At 33.4% G+C, this 18,193-nt stretch carries 13 protein-coding genes; 2 read left to right on the top strand and 11 right to left on the bottom strand.

Annotated features, from left to right (window positions below; genetic code table 11):
* Nucleotides 1-29: 29 nt before the first annotated feature.
* Genes CCON33237_RS01260 through mqnP form a run of 3 tightly spaced genes read right to left on the bottom strand, consistent with a single transcriptional unit; the run spans nt 30 to nt 1,924 of the window.
* Nucleotides 30-536 carry a DUF6115 domain-containing protein gene (locus CCON33237_RS01260; RefSeq protein ID WP_021091068.1) on the bottom strand — a complete coding sequence of 169 codons (507 nt, stop codon included), beginning with the start codon at nt 534-536 and terminating at the stop codon, nt 30-32.
* A gap of 9 nt (nt 537-545) precedes the next feature.
* Nucleotides 546-1,067 carry a hypothetical protein gene (locus CCON33237_RS01255; RefSeq protein ID WP_054196052.1) on the bottom strand — a complete coding sequence of 174 codons (522 nt, stop codon included), beginning with the start codon at nt 1,065-1,067 and terminating at the stop codon, nt 546-548.
* Nucleotides 1,064-1,924: a menaquinone biosynthesis prenyltransferase MqnP gene (gene mqnP / locus CCON33237_RS01250; protein WP_081004459.1), complete on the bottom strand. Its 861-nt coding sequence runs from the start codon at nt 1,922-1,924 to the stop codon at nt 1,064-1,066. The genes CCON33237_RS01255 and mqnP overlap by 4 nt, the downstream gene beginning before the upstream one ends.
* A gap of 105 nt (nt 1,925-2,029) precedes the next feature.
* On the opposite strand from mqnP, the gene CCON33237_RS01245 reads away from it, so the two are divergent.
* Both CCON33237_RS01245 and miaA read left to right on the top strand, forming a co-directional pair.
* Complete coding sequence (locus CCON33237_RS01245) at nt 2,030-3,244, top strand: FAD-dependent oxidoreductase (protein ID WP_054196050.1); 1,215 nt, start codon at nt 2,030-2,032, stop codon at nt 3,242-3,244.
* A gap of 2 nt (nt 3,245-3,246) precedes the next feature.
* Nucleotides 3,247-4,122, top strand: coding sequence for a tRNA (adenosine(37)-N6)-dimethylallyltransferase MiaA (miaA, locus tag CCON33237_RS01240; RefSeq protein ID WP_054196049.1), 876 nt, complete (start codon nt 3,247-3,249; stop codon nt 4,120-4,122).
* Nucleotides 4,123-4,152: 30 nt separating this feature from the next.
* On the opposite strand, the gene CCON33237_RS01235 is transcribed toward miaA, so the two are convergent.
* From CCON33237_RS01235 to CCON33237_RS09415, 8 genes are all read right to left on the bottom strand, one after another.
* Nucleotides 4,153-5,145, bottom strand: a complete 993-nt coding sequence (locus CCON33237_RS01235) for an iron-sulfur cluster assembly scaffold protein NifU (protein ID WP_054196048.1) — start codon at nt 5,143-5,145, stop codon at nt 4,153-4,155.
* A gap of 18 nt (nt 5,146-5,163) precedes the next feature.
* Complete coding sequence (locus CCON33237_RS01230; protein WP_054196047.1) at nt 5,164-6,354, bottom strand: NifS family cysteine desulfurase; 1,191 nt, start codon at nt 6,352-6,354, stop codon at nt 5,164-5,166.
* 414 nt (nt 6,355-6,768) lie between these two features.
* Nucleotides 6,769-8,124: a hypothetical protein gene (locus tag CCON33237_RS01225; RefSeq protein WP_054196046.1), complete on the bottom strand. Its 1,356-nt coding sequence runs from the start codon at nt 8,122-8,124 to the stop codon at nt 6,769-6,771.
* A 3-nt stretch (nt 8,125-8,127) separates the two neighbouring features.
* Nucleotides 8,128-8,952: a hypothetical protein gene (locus tag CCON33237_RS01220; RefSeq protein WP_054196045.1), complete on the bottom strand. Its 825-nt coding sequence runs from the start codon at nt 8,950-8,952 to the stop codon at nt 8,128-8,130.
* 18 nt (nt 8,953-8,970) lie between these two features.
* Nucleotides 8,971-10,329 (bottom strand): hypothetical protein, encoded by a 1,359-nt coding sequence (locus tag CCON33237_RS01215; protein ID WP_054196044.1) that lies wholly within the window; start codon nt 10,327-10,329, stop codon nt 8,971-8,973.
* Nucleotides 10,330-10,332: 3 nt separating this feature from the next.
* Nucleotides 10,333-14,004: a hypothetical protein gene (locus CCON33237_RS09610; protein ID WP_054196043.1), complete on the bottom strand. Its 3,672-nt coding sequence runs from the start codon at nt 14,002-14,004 to the stop codon at nt 10,333-10,335.
* A gap of 24 nt (nt 14,005-14,028) precedes the next feature.
* Nucleotides 14,029-17,574, bottom strand: coding sequence for an Mbeg1-like protein (locus CCON33237_RS01205; RefSeq protein WP_054196042.1), 3,546 nt, complete (start codon nt 17,572-17,574; stop codon nt 14,029-14,031).
* Nucleotides 17,575-18,177 (bottom strand): hypothetical protein, encoded by a 603-nt coding sequence (locus tag CCON33237_RS09415; RefSeq protein ID WP_054196041.1) that lies wholly within the window; start codon nt 18,175-18,177, stop codon nt 17,575-17,577.
* Nucleotides 18,178-18,193: the final 16 nt, after the last annotated feature.

Raw genomic sequence — 18,193 nt, 5'->3', positions numbered from 1 at the left:
ATTAGTCTTTTTAAAATTAGCCTGTAAATTTAGGCTAATTTATGAAATTTAAGCACAAACTCGACTCGCCCCATTCCAACATGAAGGTCCTTTGCGATCATCGCTGCACTTTTTCCGTCTTTAAACATTTTTAAAATTTGCTCTTCTTCATTGATGACGCTTGGTGCGATTTTATTAATATCTCTTGTTCGCTCTTCAAGACTGACTATCCTATCTTTTTGCTCTGTTGCAAAATCATCAATTACTCGCTCGATGCTCTTAATCGCACGAATTATTGGTACAATCTTTTCATTTATTTGCAAATCAATATTTTCTTTTATCTGTTTTTTAAGTGGCTCATATTGTTCACTATTTTTAAACGCCTCGCCCTCAAGCATTGAAATTTGCTTTTTTAGATTGAAATTTTCTTGCATAACACTTTCTATCGCTCGCTCAAATCTCGCAAATTTTTTATTTGTCTCACTATCTTTTATCAACATTAAAGCTACTATTATCGCCAAGACGATACCAAAGCCTAAAAAAATATAAATTTCCATATTTTTCCTTTACGAATTCGCTCTCATTTCTCTTATCATTACACGCTCTCTAGCTGTTACGTAAGCGTTCCAGTCGGCCTCATCCTCTTCGTGCATATTTTCTATCTTTGCTAAATTTTCACTAACAGCCCTTAAATAAAGGCTCAAATTTCTCTTTGGAAAGATAGGCATAGCAATCCTTGCGTAGTAAATTTCATCTTTTATAAATTTCTCTTCACTTATTTTGATGTGTGTAAAGCCTATTTCTTCGATACTCGTCCTCTCTTTTAGTGGCAAATATTGCTTATGTTCGTTTTTAATATAATCACTCAGAGCATCGACTTTTCTATGAAGCTCAATCAGCAAAGTTAATAAAACTTGATCGCTCTCTTTGGTTTCGCCACGTGATTTAGCTCGTTTTAGCCAAGCCCCAAGCGCGTCCTCTTCGCCCGGCAAGATGGAGTCAAACTCTCTTTTAAATCTCTCGCTCCCATCTTTATCAGACTCAAATTCCATATCAAGAGGCGCTTTAAACAGCTTAATCTCACTCATAATACACTAATCCAAACAAAGATAAAAAATAAAATTCCCAAATAGCCATTTAATGTAAAAAATGCTCTATCTATCTTGCTAAAGTCGCGTCTTACGATCCTATGCTCAAAAAATAAAATAACGCCACTTACTAAAATTCCAAAAAATGCCATCGCTCCAAGTCCAGCCGCCCAAGCAAAAAGTAGCCAAAATATAAAAGCTAAAGCGTGAAAAATGGCTGATAAAAAAAGTGTAGCCTTGTCGCCGTAAATAGCTGGTATACTAAAAAGCTTGTTTTCTTTATCAAATTTCATATCTTGAAGTGAGTAAAGCAAGTCAAATCCAGCTACCCAAAATGTCACACCAAGACAAAGTAATACGCTCCAAAGCGGTATAGCAGCGCTCACTGCGACCACGCCAGCGATTGGAGCAAGACCTAGGCTAAGGCCAAGCACTAGGTGTGCTAGCTCGCTAAAGCGTTTAAATAGCGAATATCCGCCAAGAACAGCTAAAATAGGAAAACTTAGCCAAAATGCGAGCGAATTTATAAAATAAGCGCATGTGATAAAAACAAACGCATTTGCCACGATAAAAAGCTGCATATTGCTCCTACCGATACGACCATCAACACTTGGACGGCTCGCAGTTCGCGGATTTAGCTTATCGATATCTTCATCTTTATATCTATTAAAAGCCATAGCAAAATTTCTAGCACTAACAGCGCAAAAAGTACCTAAGATAAGCAGCTTAAAACCAAACCAAGCCGAGCCACTTTCTATCTTGTTAGCAACTATCATCGCAACAAAAATAAAAGGCAAAGCAAAAACAGAATGCTTAAAAACGATAAGTTCAGCGATAATTTTTAATTTTTCTATCATTTGATAAATTTCCATTTTCTTTAAAAGTGGTTGATTTTACACCATTTTGCTTTAAATTTGAATTTATATTATCATTACAAGATTAATTTAAAACAAAGGGTTATTATGGGCAAAGTAGCGATTATTGGAGATAGTTTTAGTGCGTTATTTACGGCTTACGAATTAGCTAAAAAGGGTGAAGAAATTTTAATTATTAGCAGCCAAAAAGATGATTTTACAAATGGAATTTTAGCGCCTTTTGGCATACACGCTCTTGCAAAAGATGGATCGATATCTAGCTCGTTTATGGGGCTAGTTAGCAAAAAAAGCGAGCTTGATATAAGTATTTGCTTAAATGAAACCTTTAGAGCTTGGATGGCAAATTTTACACTTAAATCAACCAAAGCTCATGATAAAAAGATGCAAATTTTGTTTTCAAAATTTGGCAAAAAAAACTTTGAAATTTTAAGAGAGCTAAACGAAAAATATCCGCAGATAAATTTCGGTGAGAGCGGTGTTTATCTACTTTTTAGCAATGATGAAAGCTTTAAAAAAAGGCTTGATGAGATAAAGGTTGCGCATAGCGAGCAAGAAATTTTAAGCGTAGATAAAGAGCTTGCAAATTTTGGGCTAATAAATAAAAACATAAAAGGCGCTATAAATTTAGCCAAAAACGCAAGTATTGACACAAATGAGCTCAAAAAAGCTTTGATAAATGAGCTAAATTCTCTCGGAGCAAAATTTATAAATGATGAAATTTATGAGCTAAAAACGCAGGGGCAAATAGTGCAAAAAGCTACCGGCAATAACGCCGAATATGAGGCCGATAACTTTGTGATTGCCTCAAAAAATTTAGAGCTTTCAAATAAACTAGGCACGAGCTTAAATGCGATTTTGGCTAAATTTTATACTATTGATCTTAGCCTAAATGAAGGGCAAATCCCTAAAAAACCAATCATTTTAAATGATCTATTTGCCAAAATTTATCCAACTAAAAATGGCGTTATGATTATTACAAATTTACAAGTCGGCGCTATCGATACGCTTGTTAAAACTGAAAAGATTAATGCATTTTTAAATGAACTAAAGATACATCTTGGTATAAGCGAGCTAAAAGAGCCTAGCTTTAGGGCAAACTACGTACTTCTTAGCTCAAACGATAAGCCAGCTCTTGGACGCGATAACATATATAGTAACTTGATCTATAACCAAGCTTATGGACTAAATGAACTTAGTTTTGCTCCGTATTTTGCCAGTGTTTTGGCTAGTCTTATAAAAGATAGCAAAAATAACGAGGAAAATGATGAAATTTTACTCTTTAGCTCGTTTTACGAGGGCTAGACTTGTTTAAAGAATTTGCAATAATTGGCACCACAGCAAGTGGCAAGAGCGATCTTGCATTTGAGCTTGCAAAGGAGCTTAATGGCGTCATCTTAAGCCTTGATTCGCTTGCACTTTATAAAGAGATAGATATCGCCAGCGCAAAGCCAAATAAAGAGCAGCTTGAAGCCATAAAGCACTTTGGTGTAGATGAAATTTATCCTGATGAAGAATTTAGCGTTGGGGCATTTTTTGAAATTTATAAAAATGCAAAGGGTTTTGCACGCTCACAAGACTGCCCACTCATCATCACAGGAGGTAGCGGATTTTATCTAAAATCAATGCTTAGCGGACTTGCACCAGATGTGCCAAAATGTGAGCTAAATTTAAGCAATGAAGAAATTTACGAGTTAGCTGTAAAAATCGATCCAGAGTTTGCAAGCAAATTTAGCCAAAACGACTCTTATCGCCTCGAAAAGTGGTATCAAATTTATAAATTTAGTAACCAAATCCCAAGCATTTGGCTAAGAGAAAACACCAAAGAGAGCATCATAAAAGAGCTAGCTATATTTGAAATTTTATGGGATAAAGATGAGCTTAGAGAACGTATCAAAAAGAGAACAAAAGGCATGCTTGAAGCCGGGCTCGTAGATGAGGCGAAATTTTTGTTTAATAAATACAAAAGTGAGCCAAAACCACTAAAATCAATAGGTTTAAAAGAGTGCAAGCAATTTTTAGATAAAGAAATTTCTCAAAACGAGCTTGAAGAGCTCATAGCTACGCACACGGCTCAGTTAGCAAAACGCCAGCGAACCTTTAATCGCTCGCAGTTTGAAAAAAAATTCGTGGGTGATTTGGATCAAATTAGAAGTGAAATTTTAAAATTTTTAAGAGAATAAAAACTAGCCCACAAGGGCTAGTTAATAAAATCAAATAGGCATTACCCTAATTTTTGGACTTAGACTCTCTTGCAAGACATTTTCAATCGCATAAAGAGTGCCAGTTGAGCCACTTGCACAGCCCGAGCAAGCACCAAGATAGCGGATATAAATATCAGTATTTTCTCCGTTATCATTTCTGATATCTAAAATTTCTAAATTTCCACCATCCATCTCGAGCATTGGGCGAATTTCTTTATCTATGACAGACTCTACTGCTTTTAACTGCCCTACCATCGTCATATTTTCAAAGCTAATGTCGCCTAAAGTATGATTTGCTTGGGCATTTGCCTGAGCTTCGATCTTCTCACGCTCCATTTCAGCCCTAGTATCACGCAAAATATCCACCAAATAATATTCTCTTTTTTCATGGCCACCAGGCTTTACACAAGACTTGCAAAATGCACCAGCTTTGGTGTATTGCGTGATTTCCTCAACTGTGTGAAGGTCATTTAGCCTTATCACTTCTTTAATCGTACCAAGGCTTACCCTAGCGCACTCGCAAACGATGATCTCGTCTTCAAAATGCTCTGGGTCTATGCCTTTATAGCTTGCAGCTGCTGCTTTTATAACATCATACGCCATAACTGAGCAGTGCATCTTTTGAGGTGGAACTGCTGGCGTTTCTGGATTGTCGCGCATAGCCTTTTCTACATCAAGGTTTGTGATCTTGACTGCTTCATCGACTGTTTTGCCGATACAAAGCTCAGCCATCGTATCAGAGCTAGCTATCGCTGTGCCACAGCCAAAGCTTTTAAATTTAGCATCTATTATTTTGTCTGTCTTTTCATCAACAAGCCAGTATAGCCTAACCGCATCACCGCAGCTTTCTGCACCAAAGTCAGCCACAATAAGCTTTGCATTTGCCTTTTTAGCATCTTCTTCGGTTATCTCTCCCATAAATTTAGGGTTATTCATCCTGTCTTGCACTACCTTAGAGTACTCATCCCAGATAGAGCCTCCGATCAAATTATTCTTTGCCATGTTTATTTCCTTTAAATTTTATAATCCACTCTTATGCCATTCTGGGGCGTAGGCAAATGTACTAGAGATACCTCTTAGTCTATTTACTGCTTTTGTTATGTGCTCGATCGCATAGTCAATCTCTTCTTCTGTATTAAATCTAGAAAGAGATAGTCTAAGTGCGGTGTGAGCCAGCTCTTTATCTGCCCCTATGGCCTCCATTATTGGGTTACTCTCTAATGTTTCACTTGCACATGCTGAGCCAGTTGAAGCTGCGATGCCAGCTTTGTTTAGATCCCAAAGCATCGCTTCGCCTTCAACGCCTTTTATAGAAGCCAAAATGGTATTTGGCACACGTTGTTCTTTTTTTCCTACAACGCTAACGTCAGGAATTTGTAAAATTGCATCTTCAAGCTTATCACGCAAACGGCGAACATGAGAGTGCTCATAATCCATAAATTTATTTGCCAGTTCAAGTGCTTTACCCATGCCGATGATACCAGGAACATCGAGCGTGCCACTTCTGCGTCCACCCATGTGCTCACCACCATGAAGTAAGCTACTTAGTGGCATGCTATTTTTTATAAATAGTGCTCCAACACCCTTTGGTCCGTGAAATTTATGCGCAGAAAAGCTTAAAAAATCAACATTAAGGTCTTGAACATTTATCTTTATCTTACCAACTGCTTGAACCGCATCCGTGTGGAATAAAGCTCCATATTCATGAGCAATACTAGCAAGCTCTTTTATAGGAAAGATCATGCCAGTTTCGTTATTTGCACTCATTATAGAAACAAGTGCTACATTCTCATCCATTACAGCTCTTAACTGTTCTGGAGTGACTATGCCATCGTTATTTACATCTAAAACAGTAAGCTCTACGCCATATTTTTCTAAAAATTTACAAGTCGCCAAAATAGCTGGATGCTCAACTGCGGTTGTTATGATACGCTTTTTCTCGCCAGTTGCTATTTTGTCAAAGTAGATACCTTTTACTACCCAGTTGTTGCTCTCAGTCGCGCATGAAGTAACAACGATATCATCGCTATCTTTTGCGTTTAGTCCGGTGTAGAGTTGATCTAGCGCTGTTCTTAAAGCTGGATGTGTTTCAGAGCCAAATTTATGAAGCGAATTTGGATTGCCGTATTTTTCACAAAAATATGGCTTCATAAGCTCAAAAGCTTCAGGATCAACCATTGTTGTAGCGTTATTGTCTAAATATACTCTCAAATTTAAAACCTTAATTAGGATAAAAAATATCCTTTTTATTTTTGATGGGATATTATAACAAAAAAGTTAAAAGCAAGTTTAAAAATACGCTTTAATTTTTTCAAAATTTAGCTCATTTTGATATTAAAATATATTGAAATTCTTTATCAGAATTTGTATAGATCGCTATTTGCGATTTTTCTTATAAAAAAGTCTAATTATCTCTTAAAATTAATTTATTTTTTTAAGTTAATAGTGTGATAAATATATTGCCTGCGTGCATTACCTTTTTATAGTTTTCTTCTAGTTTTTCATATGAGGTTTTATAAAGTTCTATTAGGTCGGTTACCATATAGATGCCTATGTCTTTGATTGTAGTGGCTTAATATATTTATATTTGGCCCCGTTTGGAGCCATAGATATTAAATTTATTATTTAATCCTTTATATTATGCTCTTTTGCATAGCTTAGGATCTTAGCTCTAAGATCTTCAGGGAAGCTATCTCTATACATTACTGGTGTTAGTGGATTTAGCTTTTTATCTAATTTACCAGCCTCATATAGTCTTGTTAGCTCTTCTGGAGTGTTATAGTATGGAGCATTTGGATAACCCTCAGGTGGAGTTAGGGACATTATTTTGGATTCTAGGAGAGCAGAATCAATATAAAGAGAAAGATCTTTTTCACTCCATCTATTAGGAAAAGCACCTTTGCCATACTCTTCTTGAAATTCGATCATGTGGCTTTTAATATAATTTACAAATTCCTCCCTCGTAGTCTCGTTTGCATCAAAGTCTCTAGGATCTAATAGTTCACCTTTATCTTCTACTAATCTTCTTAAGCGTTTATGAAGAGAGCCGTCAGCATTGTTAATGAGTCCATCTCTATTAAAATCCATCACAAAGTAATTACCTACTATTTCATCAAGATAAGGCATCATGCCATATTCATCTAGTGGAGGGGTTTTATATAGTTTAAGAATTTTCGTGTAGGTATCTAAATTTTTATTTACTCCAACTGTGTATGTATAATATTTAAAGCAATCTGCTAGTACATGTAGTGCTTCAACTTCTCCTAGTTGAGCTGCTAGAAATACTGCTTGAAATTCTCTTGCTTTAAATCCACCTTCATTTCCATTGCCTAGTGATTCACTATCTCCTAATACTCCAGCACAAATTCCCCACTCTCCTATAAAGAGTTCTGATTTAAGTGTATTTTTATTTCTATCTACTTCATCATAAATTTCAGCGTATTCAAGTTTAGTTAGTTTGCCTTTACTATCTACTCTAGCTATTGCATCTTCAGGGATATCTATCATAGTACATTTTAGATTACTTCTTTTTACTAGATAGATATATCTATCTCTTTTATCTTTTAGACTTTCATAGTAAGCTTTTTCTGATTTAGTCCAAGGTGATAGTTTAGTTGAGCTTGGTTTATAGCTAATATCTAGCCATGGCTTAAATGATAGATAGTCTGTTTGACCTAAAGAGTTTGGTTTAGGGTTATAGTATAGTGGTTTATAGTTTTTATATGGAGATGAGTCTAGGATGGAGCGGGAGTCAAGGACTAGTTTGGCTGCAAGATCTGGGGCTAACTGCATATTAGGATTTTTTTCAGCAACTATCAAATTCGTATTTTTATCAAATGGTATTTCCATTCCATTCGGAGCTATGACTATATATGTATTATTGTTATCCATTAAATTTCCTTTATTCATTCTTTTATTTATTGCTATTAGTGATATGGCTATTACTAAGATAGCTAAAGCTGTAAATACAATCTTTTTCATCTTTTATCCTATGTAAAGACCATCTTCCATAACTATGGTGGTGGCTACACGACCGATTAGGCGAGGGGGGATAGTTTTTTCCTCTAAATTTTCATTTTCTTTCCAACTTTCCCTACACCCCACATACATACCCTTTACATTGTTGTTGCCTATTACATCTAGTGCTTTTAGTAGTCTTCTTGATTTATTATCTACTTCTGATCCATTAGTGTTTAAATTTCCATTTTTAAAGTCTTCTAGTATCTCCATAGCTTCGTTGTATTTGTCTATTGGCAAGGCTTGTTTTGAAGTGCTTTTACTTGTCTTATACATATCATAAAGTTCCTCTCTTTGTTTTATATCTATTGAGTTTGATGGGCTTATATCTAGTTCTCTTTTAACCCCTTGCAGCATAAGCTCTTTTGGTGTATATGCTAGTTTCTTGTTTCTTTTGTTTAGGTTATTAAAGAACTCTTCATCAGTTTTATTGTCTGTTCTTAGCTCATCTAGACATAGATAAGATATCATAGTATCTAGGCTTATATCTTTAGATAGATTAGAGTCTAGCTTGTTTGTAGTGGTATTTATATCATAGTAGAAGAAGTTATGATAGTCTAGTCCTCCACTAGATAGTCTTCCTCCTATGATAGTTCTTTTTAGATCTATATTTATAAAAGATGAGTATATCTCTATAGGATAGTAGGTATATTCACTTGTTTTATTTGAATAAGGTTCATAAGATATATTCTTAACAGCATAGGTATCATTAAATTTATTTGTGAAATACTTATGAAGTATTAGTTCATAAGATCTTTTTTGTTGTTCGTAGGTGGCCCCGTTTGGAGCCATAGATATTAAATTTATTCTTTAATCCTTTATATTATGCTCTTTTGCATAACTTAGTATCTTTTGCCTAAGATCTTCAGGGAAGCTATCTCTATACATTACTGGTGTTAGAGGGTTTAGCTTTTTATCTAATTTACCAGCCTCATATAGTCTTGTTAGCTCTTCTGGTGTGTTATAGTATGGTGCATTAGGATATCCATCTGGTGGGGTTAGAGACATTATTTTAGATTCTAGAAGGGTGGAGTCGATGTAGAGATCTATGTCTCTATCTTCATAATTAGCAGGATAGCCTTTTTCAGAAAAAATTTCTGCATATTCTGGCAGTTCTTTTTTAACATAAGAGACAAATTCTTCCCTTGTAGTCTCGTTTGCATCAAAGTCTCTAGGGTCTAGTAGCTCGCCCTTGTCTTCTACTAGTTCTCTTAAAACTCTATGCATTGATCCTGTAGGATTAATCACTATCCCGCCTCTATTAAAATCCATCACAAAGTAATTACCTACTATTTCATCAAGATAAGGCATCATGCCATATTCATCTAGTGGAGGGGTTTTATATAGTTTAAGAATTTTCGTGTAGGTATCTAAATTTTTATTTACTCCAACTGTGTATGTATAATATTTAAAGCAATCTGCTAGTACATGTAGTGCTTCAACTTCTCCTAGTTGAGCTGCTAGAAATACTGCTTGAAATTCTCTTGCTTTAAATCCACCTTCATTTCCATTGCCTAGTGATTCACTATCTCCTAATACTCCAGCACAAATTCCCCACTCTCCTATAAAGAGTTCTGATTTAAGTGTATTTTTATTTCTATCTACTTCATCATAAATTTCAGCGTATTCAAGTTTAGTTAGTTTGCCTTTACTATCTACTCTAGCTATTGCATCTTCAGGGATATCTATCATAGTACATTTTAGATTACTTCTTTTTACTAGATAGATATATCTATCTCTTTTATCTTTTAGACTTTCATAGTAAGCTTTTTCTGATTTAGTCCAAGGTGATAGTTTAGTTGAGCTTGGTTTATAGCTAATATCTAGCCATGGCTTAAATGATAGATAGTCTGTTTGACCTAAAGAGTTTGGTTTAGGGTTATAGTATAGTGGTTTATAGTTTTTATATGGAGATGAGTCTAGGATGGAGCGAGCTTCAAGGAGCATTTGGGATTTTTCTTTAAAATACTTTGTTGTATTGTCATCTTTTGTTTTAGAAACGATTAAATTTGTCTCTTTATTAAATAACACCTCTTCCCCATTCGGAGCTATAACTATATACGTATTATTGTTATCCATTAAATTTCCTTTATTCATTCTTTTATTTATTGCTATTAGTGATATAGCTATTACTAAGATAGCTAAAGCTGTAAATATAATCTTTTTCATCTTTTATCCTATGTAAAGACCATCTTCCATAACTATGGTGGTGGCTAGGCGGCCGATTAGACGAGGTGGGATTTCTCTAACACTTTTTTTGCCATGTTCTATCTTACACCCCACATACATACCCTTTACATTATTATTGCCTATCACATCTAATGCCTTTAGTAGTCTTCTTGATTTATTATCTACTTCACATACATTGGTATTTAAATTTCCATTTTTAAAGTCTTCTAGTATCTCCATAGCTTCGTTGTATTTGTCTATTGGCAGGGCTTGTTTTGAGGTGCTTTTATTTGCTTTATACATCTCATAAATTTCATCTCTTTGTTTTATATCTATTGAGTTTGATGGACTTATTGTTAGCAATGTTTTAACTCCTTGTAGCATAAGCTCTTTTGGTGAATATGCTAGTTTTTTATTTCTTTTATTAAGGTTATTAAAGAACTCTTCATCAGTTTTATTATCTGTTCTTAGCTCATCTAGACATAGATAAGATATCATAGTATCTAGGCTTATATCTTTAGATAGATTAGAGTCTAGCTTGTTTGTAGTGGTATTTATATCATAGTAGAAGAAGTTATGATAGTCTAGTCCTCCACTAGATAGTCTTCCTCCTATGATAGTTCTTTTTAGATCTATATTTATAAAAGATGAGTATATCTCTATAGGATAGTAGGTATATTCACTTGTTTTATTTGAATAAGGTTCATAAGATATATTCTTAACAGCATAGGTATCATTAAATTTATTTGTGAAATACTTATGAAGTATTAGTTCATAAGATCTTTTTTGTTGTTCGTAGTTGTTGATGAAAAAACTATCTACTAAAAAGCCAAATCCAGCTTGTATTAAAGTTTCTGCATAAGTTTTTAAGCTATTTTTTAAAAAATTTTTACCAGCACTTATAGCTATTTGTCTTTTTACATTTATGCCTACTTCAAATTCATCTATCCATTGTTTTGTTTTTTTTATGCTGTGTTTGGATTTTTTTTTGTTATCTACATATATATAGAGAAGTTGGTTGCCTTTTACTTTGACCACTCCAGCAAATGCTGTTTGTTTGATTTTTTTCAAGGCTTTTTTATTGTTTTCGTGAACTAGTTTTGCAACTGGCGCTTCGCCTAGCATACTAAATACTTTTAGTTCTCCTATTAGCTCCATAAAAATATTCTTAAAGATATTGCCTTTACCACCTGAGAACACAGCGTCAATTACTTTTTTCATTATATCGTCAGACTTGTCTATGAAAAAGCCATAAAATGGAAATATATCATATAGGGCATCATCTAATGTTGATGTTAAAGATATATCTATAGTATATTTATACTCATCATCATCTATCTGTTTAATATACTTTTCAAAATTCTTATCATCTATGCTTTCTCCGTCTATGCCGGTAGAATTTTTAAGAAGCTCTTTTAGCTCATTATAGGAGTCATCGTCTAGTATATTTTCACCATTTCTTACATGGCTTTGCTCTATTTTTTCTACTATCTCTTCTATGCAGATAGCATCTTGTTCTTTTTTTGCTTCTTTTGTTTGCTTGAAGAAGTAAATAGGCACAATAGCATTATTTTCTTGTATATAATATGTGTTTTCGTAAAGAACATTAAGTTTTTCACCAAATATCTCTAGTGTCTCATAGTTTGATGAAAGATATGAAAATTTTAATCCTTTTTGCTCAATAATAGAGCTATCAAATATCTGCCTTATGACATAATAGCCCATCACTAGAAGAAATATTTTTGTAGCAGGGTAGTAATAATGTGTCCTTATAGAAACTTGATTGTAAGATTCATCAGCTATTGCTTCAAAACTCTCCATCCCTTCATTAGGCATTTTAAAGTATTGGTTTAAAAAATAAGCCACTTTATCATGTTTCAAGTTTGAATTTAAGCCTGAAAAGAAAATTTCAAATTCCTTTATATTGGCTTTTAAAAATTCCTCTTCATTATTAACTATCTCTTCCATATCTTTGGCGTTTTTAAAGTGTCTATTTATGCGACCTAGATATAAATTTGCCTCATTAAATTTTTTGTATTTTGCGTTAAAAGTGGTGTTTAAAACCTCTACTGATTTTGCGTCACCTCCATGAAAATTTTTGACACCTTTCATATATGAGTTATACTCCTCTATATCCTTTTCAAATTTTGCAAGCCTAGAGTTAATAACTCTCGTAAAAGGACTTAAGCTTAAAAGATAAAGGTCTTCATCGTTTTTGGCACCTATTTGTATAGAGTACTGACTATAGTCTTTTACATTGCCTACATTTTTGGGATCAACTATCTTTTTACCGCTAACTCTGTTTATACTATCTTCTATCTTATAGCTTAAGATGTTTTGTATAAGGTGCTCGTTTAGCTTTGCGTTTAGTTTCATGGGGGCGTTTGAGACGACAAGATAGTTTTTAGAGATGCCGCTACTATTATTTGTATTGTGAGTATCGTCTTTTGTTGTTAGGGATTTGTCTTTTAGGAGATTTGCAAATTTGAAAGAGTTAAAAAATGGATATTGCATATAGACAAAATTTGCTCTATTTGCGATCACGCACTCTTCTATCCTTTTAAGTAAGCTCTCTTCGCTATTGTTCTTGTCGTTTTTACATATAGATATATTTTTAGACTTGTCTACATTTTCATTTTTGCTTACTCTAGCGTCAAATAAGCTTTGCTCATCGCCCTCTAAAATAAAATCAGAACAAATACCAATATACTCATCATAATTGCTCTTGGCTTTAGTGGCTGTTATATCAAAGCATGAAAAATCTATAAATTTTCCACTTTTTTGATCGTTATTTGTAAAAACCAATATATTATTAAACGACACTGTATTTAATAGACCTAGTATAAAGCCAAATTTAGTAGCTAGCAAGCTAGCGGCTGGACCAGAAAACGCGTAAAAGCCCCTTTTGTTTAAAAAGTCAATTATATTTGTAGTAGTAGTTATCGCCTCTGGAGCTGCCAGCAATAAAGCTAGCGGCTTAAACGATCCTTTTATATCGCTTATGTCGACAAGATTGATTAGAAATTTTGTGATCTCTTTTAAAATATATTTATTGCCATCATCTGAAGCTTTTTTGAGATTTTCTTTTATATTTTTAAAGCTCTCTTCTATGGCCTTTACGGTTTCATCTCTTTTATCAAAATTTTCACGACTTAGTATTGTATTGGTTTTGTTGATTAGCGAATTTTTTAGCTTATCTAATATAGCCTCAAAATTTGTCTCTATATTTTTATAGTTAGATACCAACTGGCTAGATGCATCGTCAAAATTTTTAATCTTATTGTCTTTGCTTCTACCATTATTTGCAAGTTCTATTAGCTCTTTTACGAATTCTGCTATTACATCTTGTTCTTTACTAAGAACCTCTACATCTATATCAATATCTTTGATTGCTATCTTATTGGTTGTGTTAACAGCTTTTTCACTTTTAAATAAATTTGACTTTTCTAAATACTTATATGTTTTTATAAGCACATTTTTATTGGCTTTCTTGTGATTGTATAGCCTCGCGATTGTCTTGTTATATAAAGCATCTCCATTTAATATATTGGTATCATGAAAATGGTTTAAATCGCGACAATAAAATGTTATGTTTTGATATTTATCAGCAAAAACATCAAATGCGTCAAGCAAGTCTTCTATGCTTCTAATAATTTTTGTATTATCTAATCTCAAGAACGATCCCTCTCTTTAAATTTATCAACTAACAAGCATTACAAAGCTAGTTGTATTTATGTCATTTGTATAGCCACTATCTAGCCCTTTAGCTATCTCAAGCTCTATGCTTTTAGCTCCAGTTGGAGACATAAAAACATAAGTGTAAGTACGTCTATTCTTTTCTATATTAGAACTATTAAATTCATCTAAACTGGCAAAAAAGCCTACCCCGATTTCCGGGCTATTTGCCTTTTTGTAGTTCTCTTTATCAAGAGAGCTAAAATTCTTTGGAACTACAAATATCAAATTCAGTTTATCCACTCCATATCTTAGTTTAAATTCTTTGATGTCGTAACGCTTATCGTCATAATTATCCGCTAAAAGAGTCTTTAAATTCTTATCCTCTACGTCTCTTCCCTCATCTAAATTGAGTTTGATCTTGCCAAAGCCATTTTTATCTTCAAATTTTTTATCAAATAGATAATAGGTAGTTACCAAAAGATTATCTATTTGGGAAGCAAAAGCTTTTATATGAAGTCTGATCAATGGCTTATTTAAATTTGGATTTTGTACGGCAAGGTTATTATTCTCAAACATAGGGTTACTTAAACTATGCTCTAGTTTTAGTTTATTCTCTTTTTTTATGCACCTTAGCGAAGAACCGGTGTTGCTTAGGCAGTTTGGCACTAGATCTTGCATTACAGCGTAGTGATCGTTCATACTTTTTAGACTAAGTGCCGATCTTGGTACATAAGCTACTATGACGCATGGAGTCCTAGCTGAGCAGCCTACTATTGGCGAGTTTATAAAATCAACATCAAGTATCACGCCTTGATCGTCTGATCTTATGCTTCTACCTGCCCTACTTTTTAAGATCACATGACCACCATGTGGGCAAATGATAGTGTCGTCTTCTATGACAGGGCATGAAGTCGCAGTGGATGAAATTTCTTTAGATTGATTATCTTTTTGTAAATTTTGCTTTTGATTTAAATTTAAAAGAGCCTCTTTGGTCTTTTTGCTCATTGGTTTTAGATTGATATTTAGACTCTTATTTAGTAGTGAATAATTTAATATATTTGCTTGAGAATTTCTATAAGCAACATTTAGCCTTCCTATATCTTTATCCTCATCTCTTGGCTGATGAGTAAAATTTAGAGGTATATTCTCGTCACTATTATATTTTTCGTCTTTAAAATAAAGTGGATAATCCTCCTCTTCATTGGCTTTAGACAAAAGAGCAGAGTTTAGATATATTCTTTGATTCATATTTTTACTATCTAGCTTAAATATCTCCTTTAATACCTCAACATCGACTATACTTTTATCCACTGCACTTACACTAAGGGTATCGTTGTTTTTATAAAAGATACTCCCCACGCTCTCATTCATAAGAGCTTTTATATCATCGGTTGCCACTTTATTATTGTAAGCTACATCATCATTATTTTGAGCGGATTTATTATTAGCTATTACTATGGCTTCATCGCTAGAGCTTATATCCTTAGAGTCTATGCTAGCCAAGAAATTTTCATTTTCTTTTAGCTTTGCTAGATCCGCATATTTTAGATTTATTATGCTCTTTAGCATATCTATTCTATCTTTTACGAAGATGCTAGCCTCCGCTATATCCACTCTATTGTCTCGTAGTATCGTTATATTTTTATAGATGTTTTTGCTATAAGAGAAGTATTTACCAAGTTCATTTACATCTATCTTTTTTTCAAATACAAATAAATTCAAAGCACAAATAGCCACTAGCATATCTATATCGCCAGCTCGAGCGTCACTTACTATCTTTGTCGCATCTAGTTTATCTAGATCATCTATATCTAGTATCTTTACTAGATGTGCATCTTTGTTGCTATTTTTATTTATGATGCTGCCTAAATTTTCTATTATATACCCGACCATATCTTGCTTAAAATTTTCATCACCAAATTTGCCATATTCGTAAAAGAGATTTAAATAAGCATAAAAGATATATAAAGGTGTATCTAGCATAGAAGCATCACTTATATCATCTATATTTACATCTAAATTTAACTTCGATCTTATGCATTTTAGTTTAAATTTAAGCGACTGGATATATTCATTTAGATAATCAAGTGCTTCAGCTATATCTTTGCCTTCTATTTTTGCTTCATTTTCTTTGTTTTCTAAAAGATAGCACAACATATATAAAACCAAAACGCTCTCTTTTAAAAAGTGAGATCTAATTAATATATTCACCAAGTGTCTATTCTCAGTATTTTCATACTTTACTTCGCCAGTTGTATCTATGCCTAGCTTATAGCCTAGATCAGATATTACTGAAAAGGTAGGTTCTATCAAAACAGCCACATCTTTCGAAAAGCTATCTTCATCTCTATTGATACTTTGTTTAACGCTCTCTATGTGATGTATCTCTATGTCTATATCTTTTTCTTTGCTAGCTTTATTGATATTAGAGCTCACCTTTTTATCTGCAAGAGTCTTTTGAGCTTGTTCATTATTTTTAACTACATCTACGTATTCATCTACGCTGCTCTTATCATCTTTAAAGCCAAACATACCTTTTATCTTGTTAAAGACTGAGCCTACCATCTTTCCTATAAAGCCATCTTTGTCTATGACTCTTGCTATCCATCTTGCACCTTTTGCTATGGCTTTAGCCACAAAGCTAAGAAGCCTTAAGCTCCAAGTAAAAGCTGAAGCTAATATGCCACCATAAATTCCTGGAGCGTTATAAGTATAAAGTTCTTTTACTCCGCTATCTTTGAAAGTTACTGCATATATTTGAGCTAGATGACCTCCTAATGAGTGACCTGACAGGATGATGTCTTTGGCGGTGTTATCTAAACCACTTAAGTTTTGACTATGAGAATTTATTGCTTCTTGCATAGAGGATTGAAGTGATTTTAAGGCAGATATTTGCATAAGTGCTCTTGATGTGATAGCCATAAAGGCATCATCTAAGAGATCATTTATTTTCATCTCTGTTCCTCTAAAGCCTATTATATAGTTTGACTTAAGCGTATCATAAAATATAGTTGAGCTAAAACCCGATTTTTGATTAGGTATGTGCTTTACTAACTCATAGCGATTGACAAAGAGTTTTGTGCGAGGAGAGAGTTTATAAATTTCATCTTTTCCAACAAGTAATCTTTGCTCTTTTGTATCTTTGTCATAGTAGATAAAATTTTTAACATCGTTATCTATTTTTATATCTTTTATCTCTCCATTTTTACCAACTGGCTTCTTAACTACTTTGTCAGCCATAAATCTAGCTTCTATGCAAAGAGCATAAGCGGTAGGATCACCAAAATTCCTACCATTATTTTTTGCTTTCTCGGAAAGCTCCTCTATTGTGTCACCCTTGATAACATCATCTGCATATCTCCAAACAGGCTTTTTTATTTCATCTTCTCTATAAGAATTTACAATATTTTCAGGGACATTATCTTTACCAAATTTATCATAAAGCTCATCAAGTCCGTTTCTTTCATTCTCAAATACATTATGAAGCATTGCATAACTTGCATCAGCTATATCAATATAGTCTTTAAAGCAATTTATTAGCTCTTTATTTGATTTTTTAGTTTGCACTTACTTGTCCTTGTTTGCTTTTATAAATTTGTTGTTTGTTAGAATGAATTTGTTTCCGCCACCAAGACTTTCAAAGCTATTTTTCTTAAAACTAAATCCTCTACCTTCATCTCCAAATAGTCCATACTGTGTTTTTACTCTTTCATAAACTACAGTACATGAAATTTGAACTATATTGCCCTCTTTATCTTTGTAATATAAATTTGAAAATATCCAAGGTTCATATTTCTTTAAATTCTCATGACCTATGAAACTATAAATTTTTTCATAACAACTTTGTGAAATTTTACTGGATGTTCCACCTAGAAAATATGGTTTACCATTTGAGAGGATTTGAGGGAGTTTTTGATCCATGATTTCTAGGTCAGCTCTTTTAAAATTTCTTTTGTTATTTTTAAAGAAATCATCCATATAATCGCTTCTTTCTTTTTCTCTTCTATCTATCTCATTAACAAATTTTTGATTAAATATATATACTCCACCATATTGTTTAGCTAAGTTTTCTAGTTCAGAGTTACTTATCTTTTTGTTTGCTTGATTAGCTGAGCAAGCTATTAAAAATATACTTGTTAGAAGTAAGAGTGTTATAGCTAGAAATTTCATTGGTTATCCTTTTATG

The sequence above is a fragment of the Campylobacter concisus genome, from assembly GCF_001298465.1.
GTDB lineage: Bacteria > Campylobacterota > Campylobacteria > Campylobacterales > Campylobacteraceae > Campylobacter_A > Campylobacter_A concisus.
This window is presented reverse-complemented; position numbering and strand designations above follow the sequence as displayed.

Excerpts from the sequence above, each read along its gene's own strand:
- CCON33237_RS01260 (WP_021091068.1), bottom strand. The coding sequence starts at position 536 with ATGGAAATTTATATTTTTTTAGGCTTTGGTATCGTCTTGGCGATAATA.
- CCON33237_RS01255 (WP_054196052.1), bottom strand. The coding sequence starts at position 1,067 with ATGAGTGAGATTAAGCTGTTTAAAGCGCCTCTTGATATGGAATTTGAG.
- mqnP (WP_081004459.1), bottom strand. The coding sequence starts at position 1,924 with ATGATAGAAAAATTAAAAATTATCGCTGAACTTATCGTTTTTAAGCAT.
- CCON33237_RS01245 (WP_054196050.1), top strand. The coding sequence starts at position 2,030 with ATGGGCAAAGTAGCGATTATTGGAGATAGTTTTAGTGCGTTATTTACG.
- CCON33237_RS01235 (WP_054196048.1), bottom strand. The coding sequence starts at position 5,145 with ATGGCAAAGAATAATTTGATCGGAGGCTCTATCTGGGATGAGTACTCT.
- CCON33237_RS01225 (WP_054196046.1), bottom strand. The coding sequence starts at position 8,124 with ATGAAAAAGATTGTATTTACAGCTTTAGCTATCTTAGTAATAGCCATA.
- CCON33237_RS01220 (WP_054196045.1), bottom strand. The coding sequence starts at position 8,952 with ATGGCTCCAAACGGGGCCACCTACGAACAACAAAAAAGATCTTATGAA.
- CCON33237_RS01215 (WP_054196044.1), bottom strand. The coding sequence starts at position 10,329 with ATGAAAAAGATTATATTTACAGCTTTAGCTATCTTAGTAATAGCTATA.
- CCON33237_RS09415 (WP_054196041.1), bottom strand. The coding sequence starts at position 18,177 with ATGAAATTTCTAGCTATAACACTCTTACTTCTAACAAGTATATTTTTA.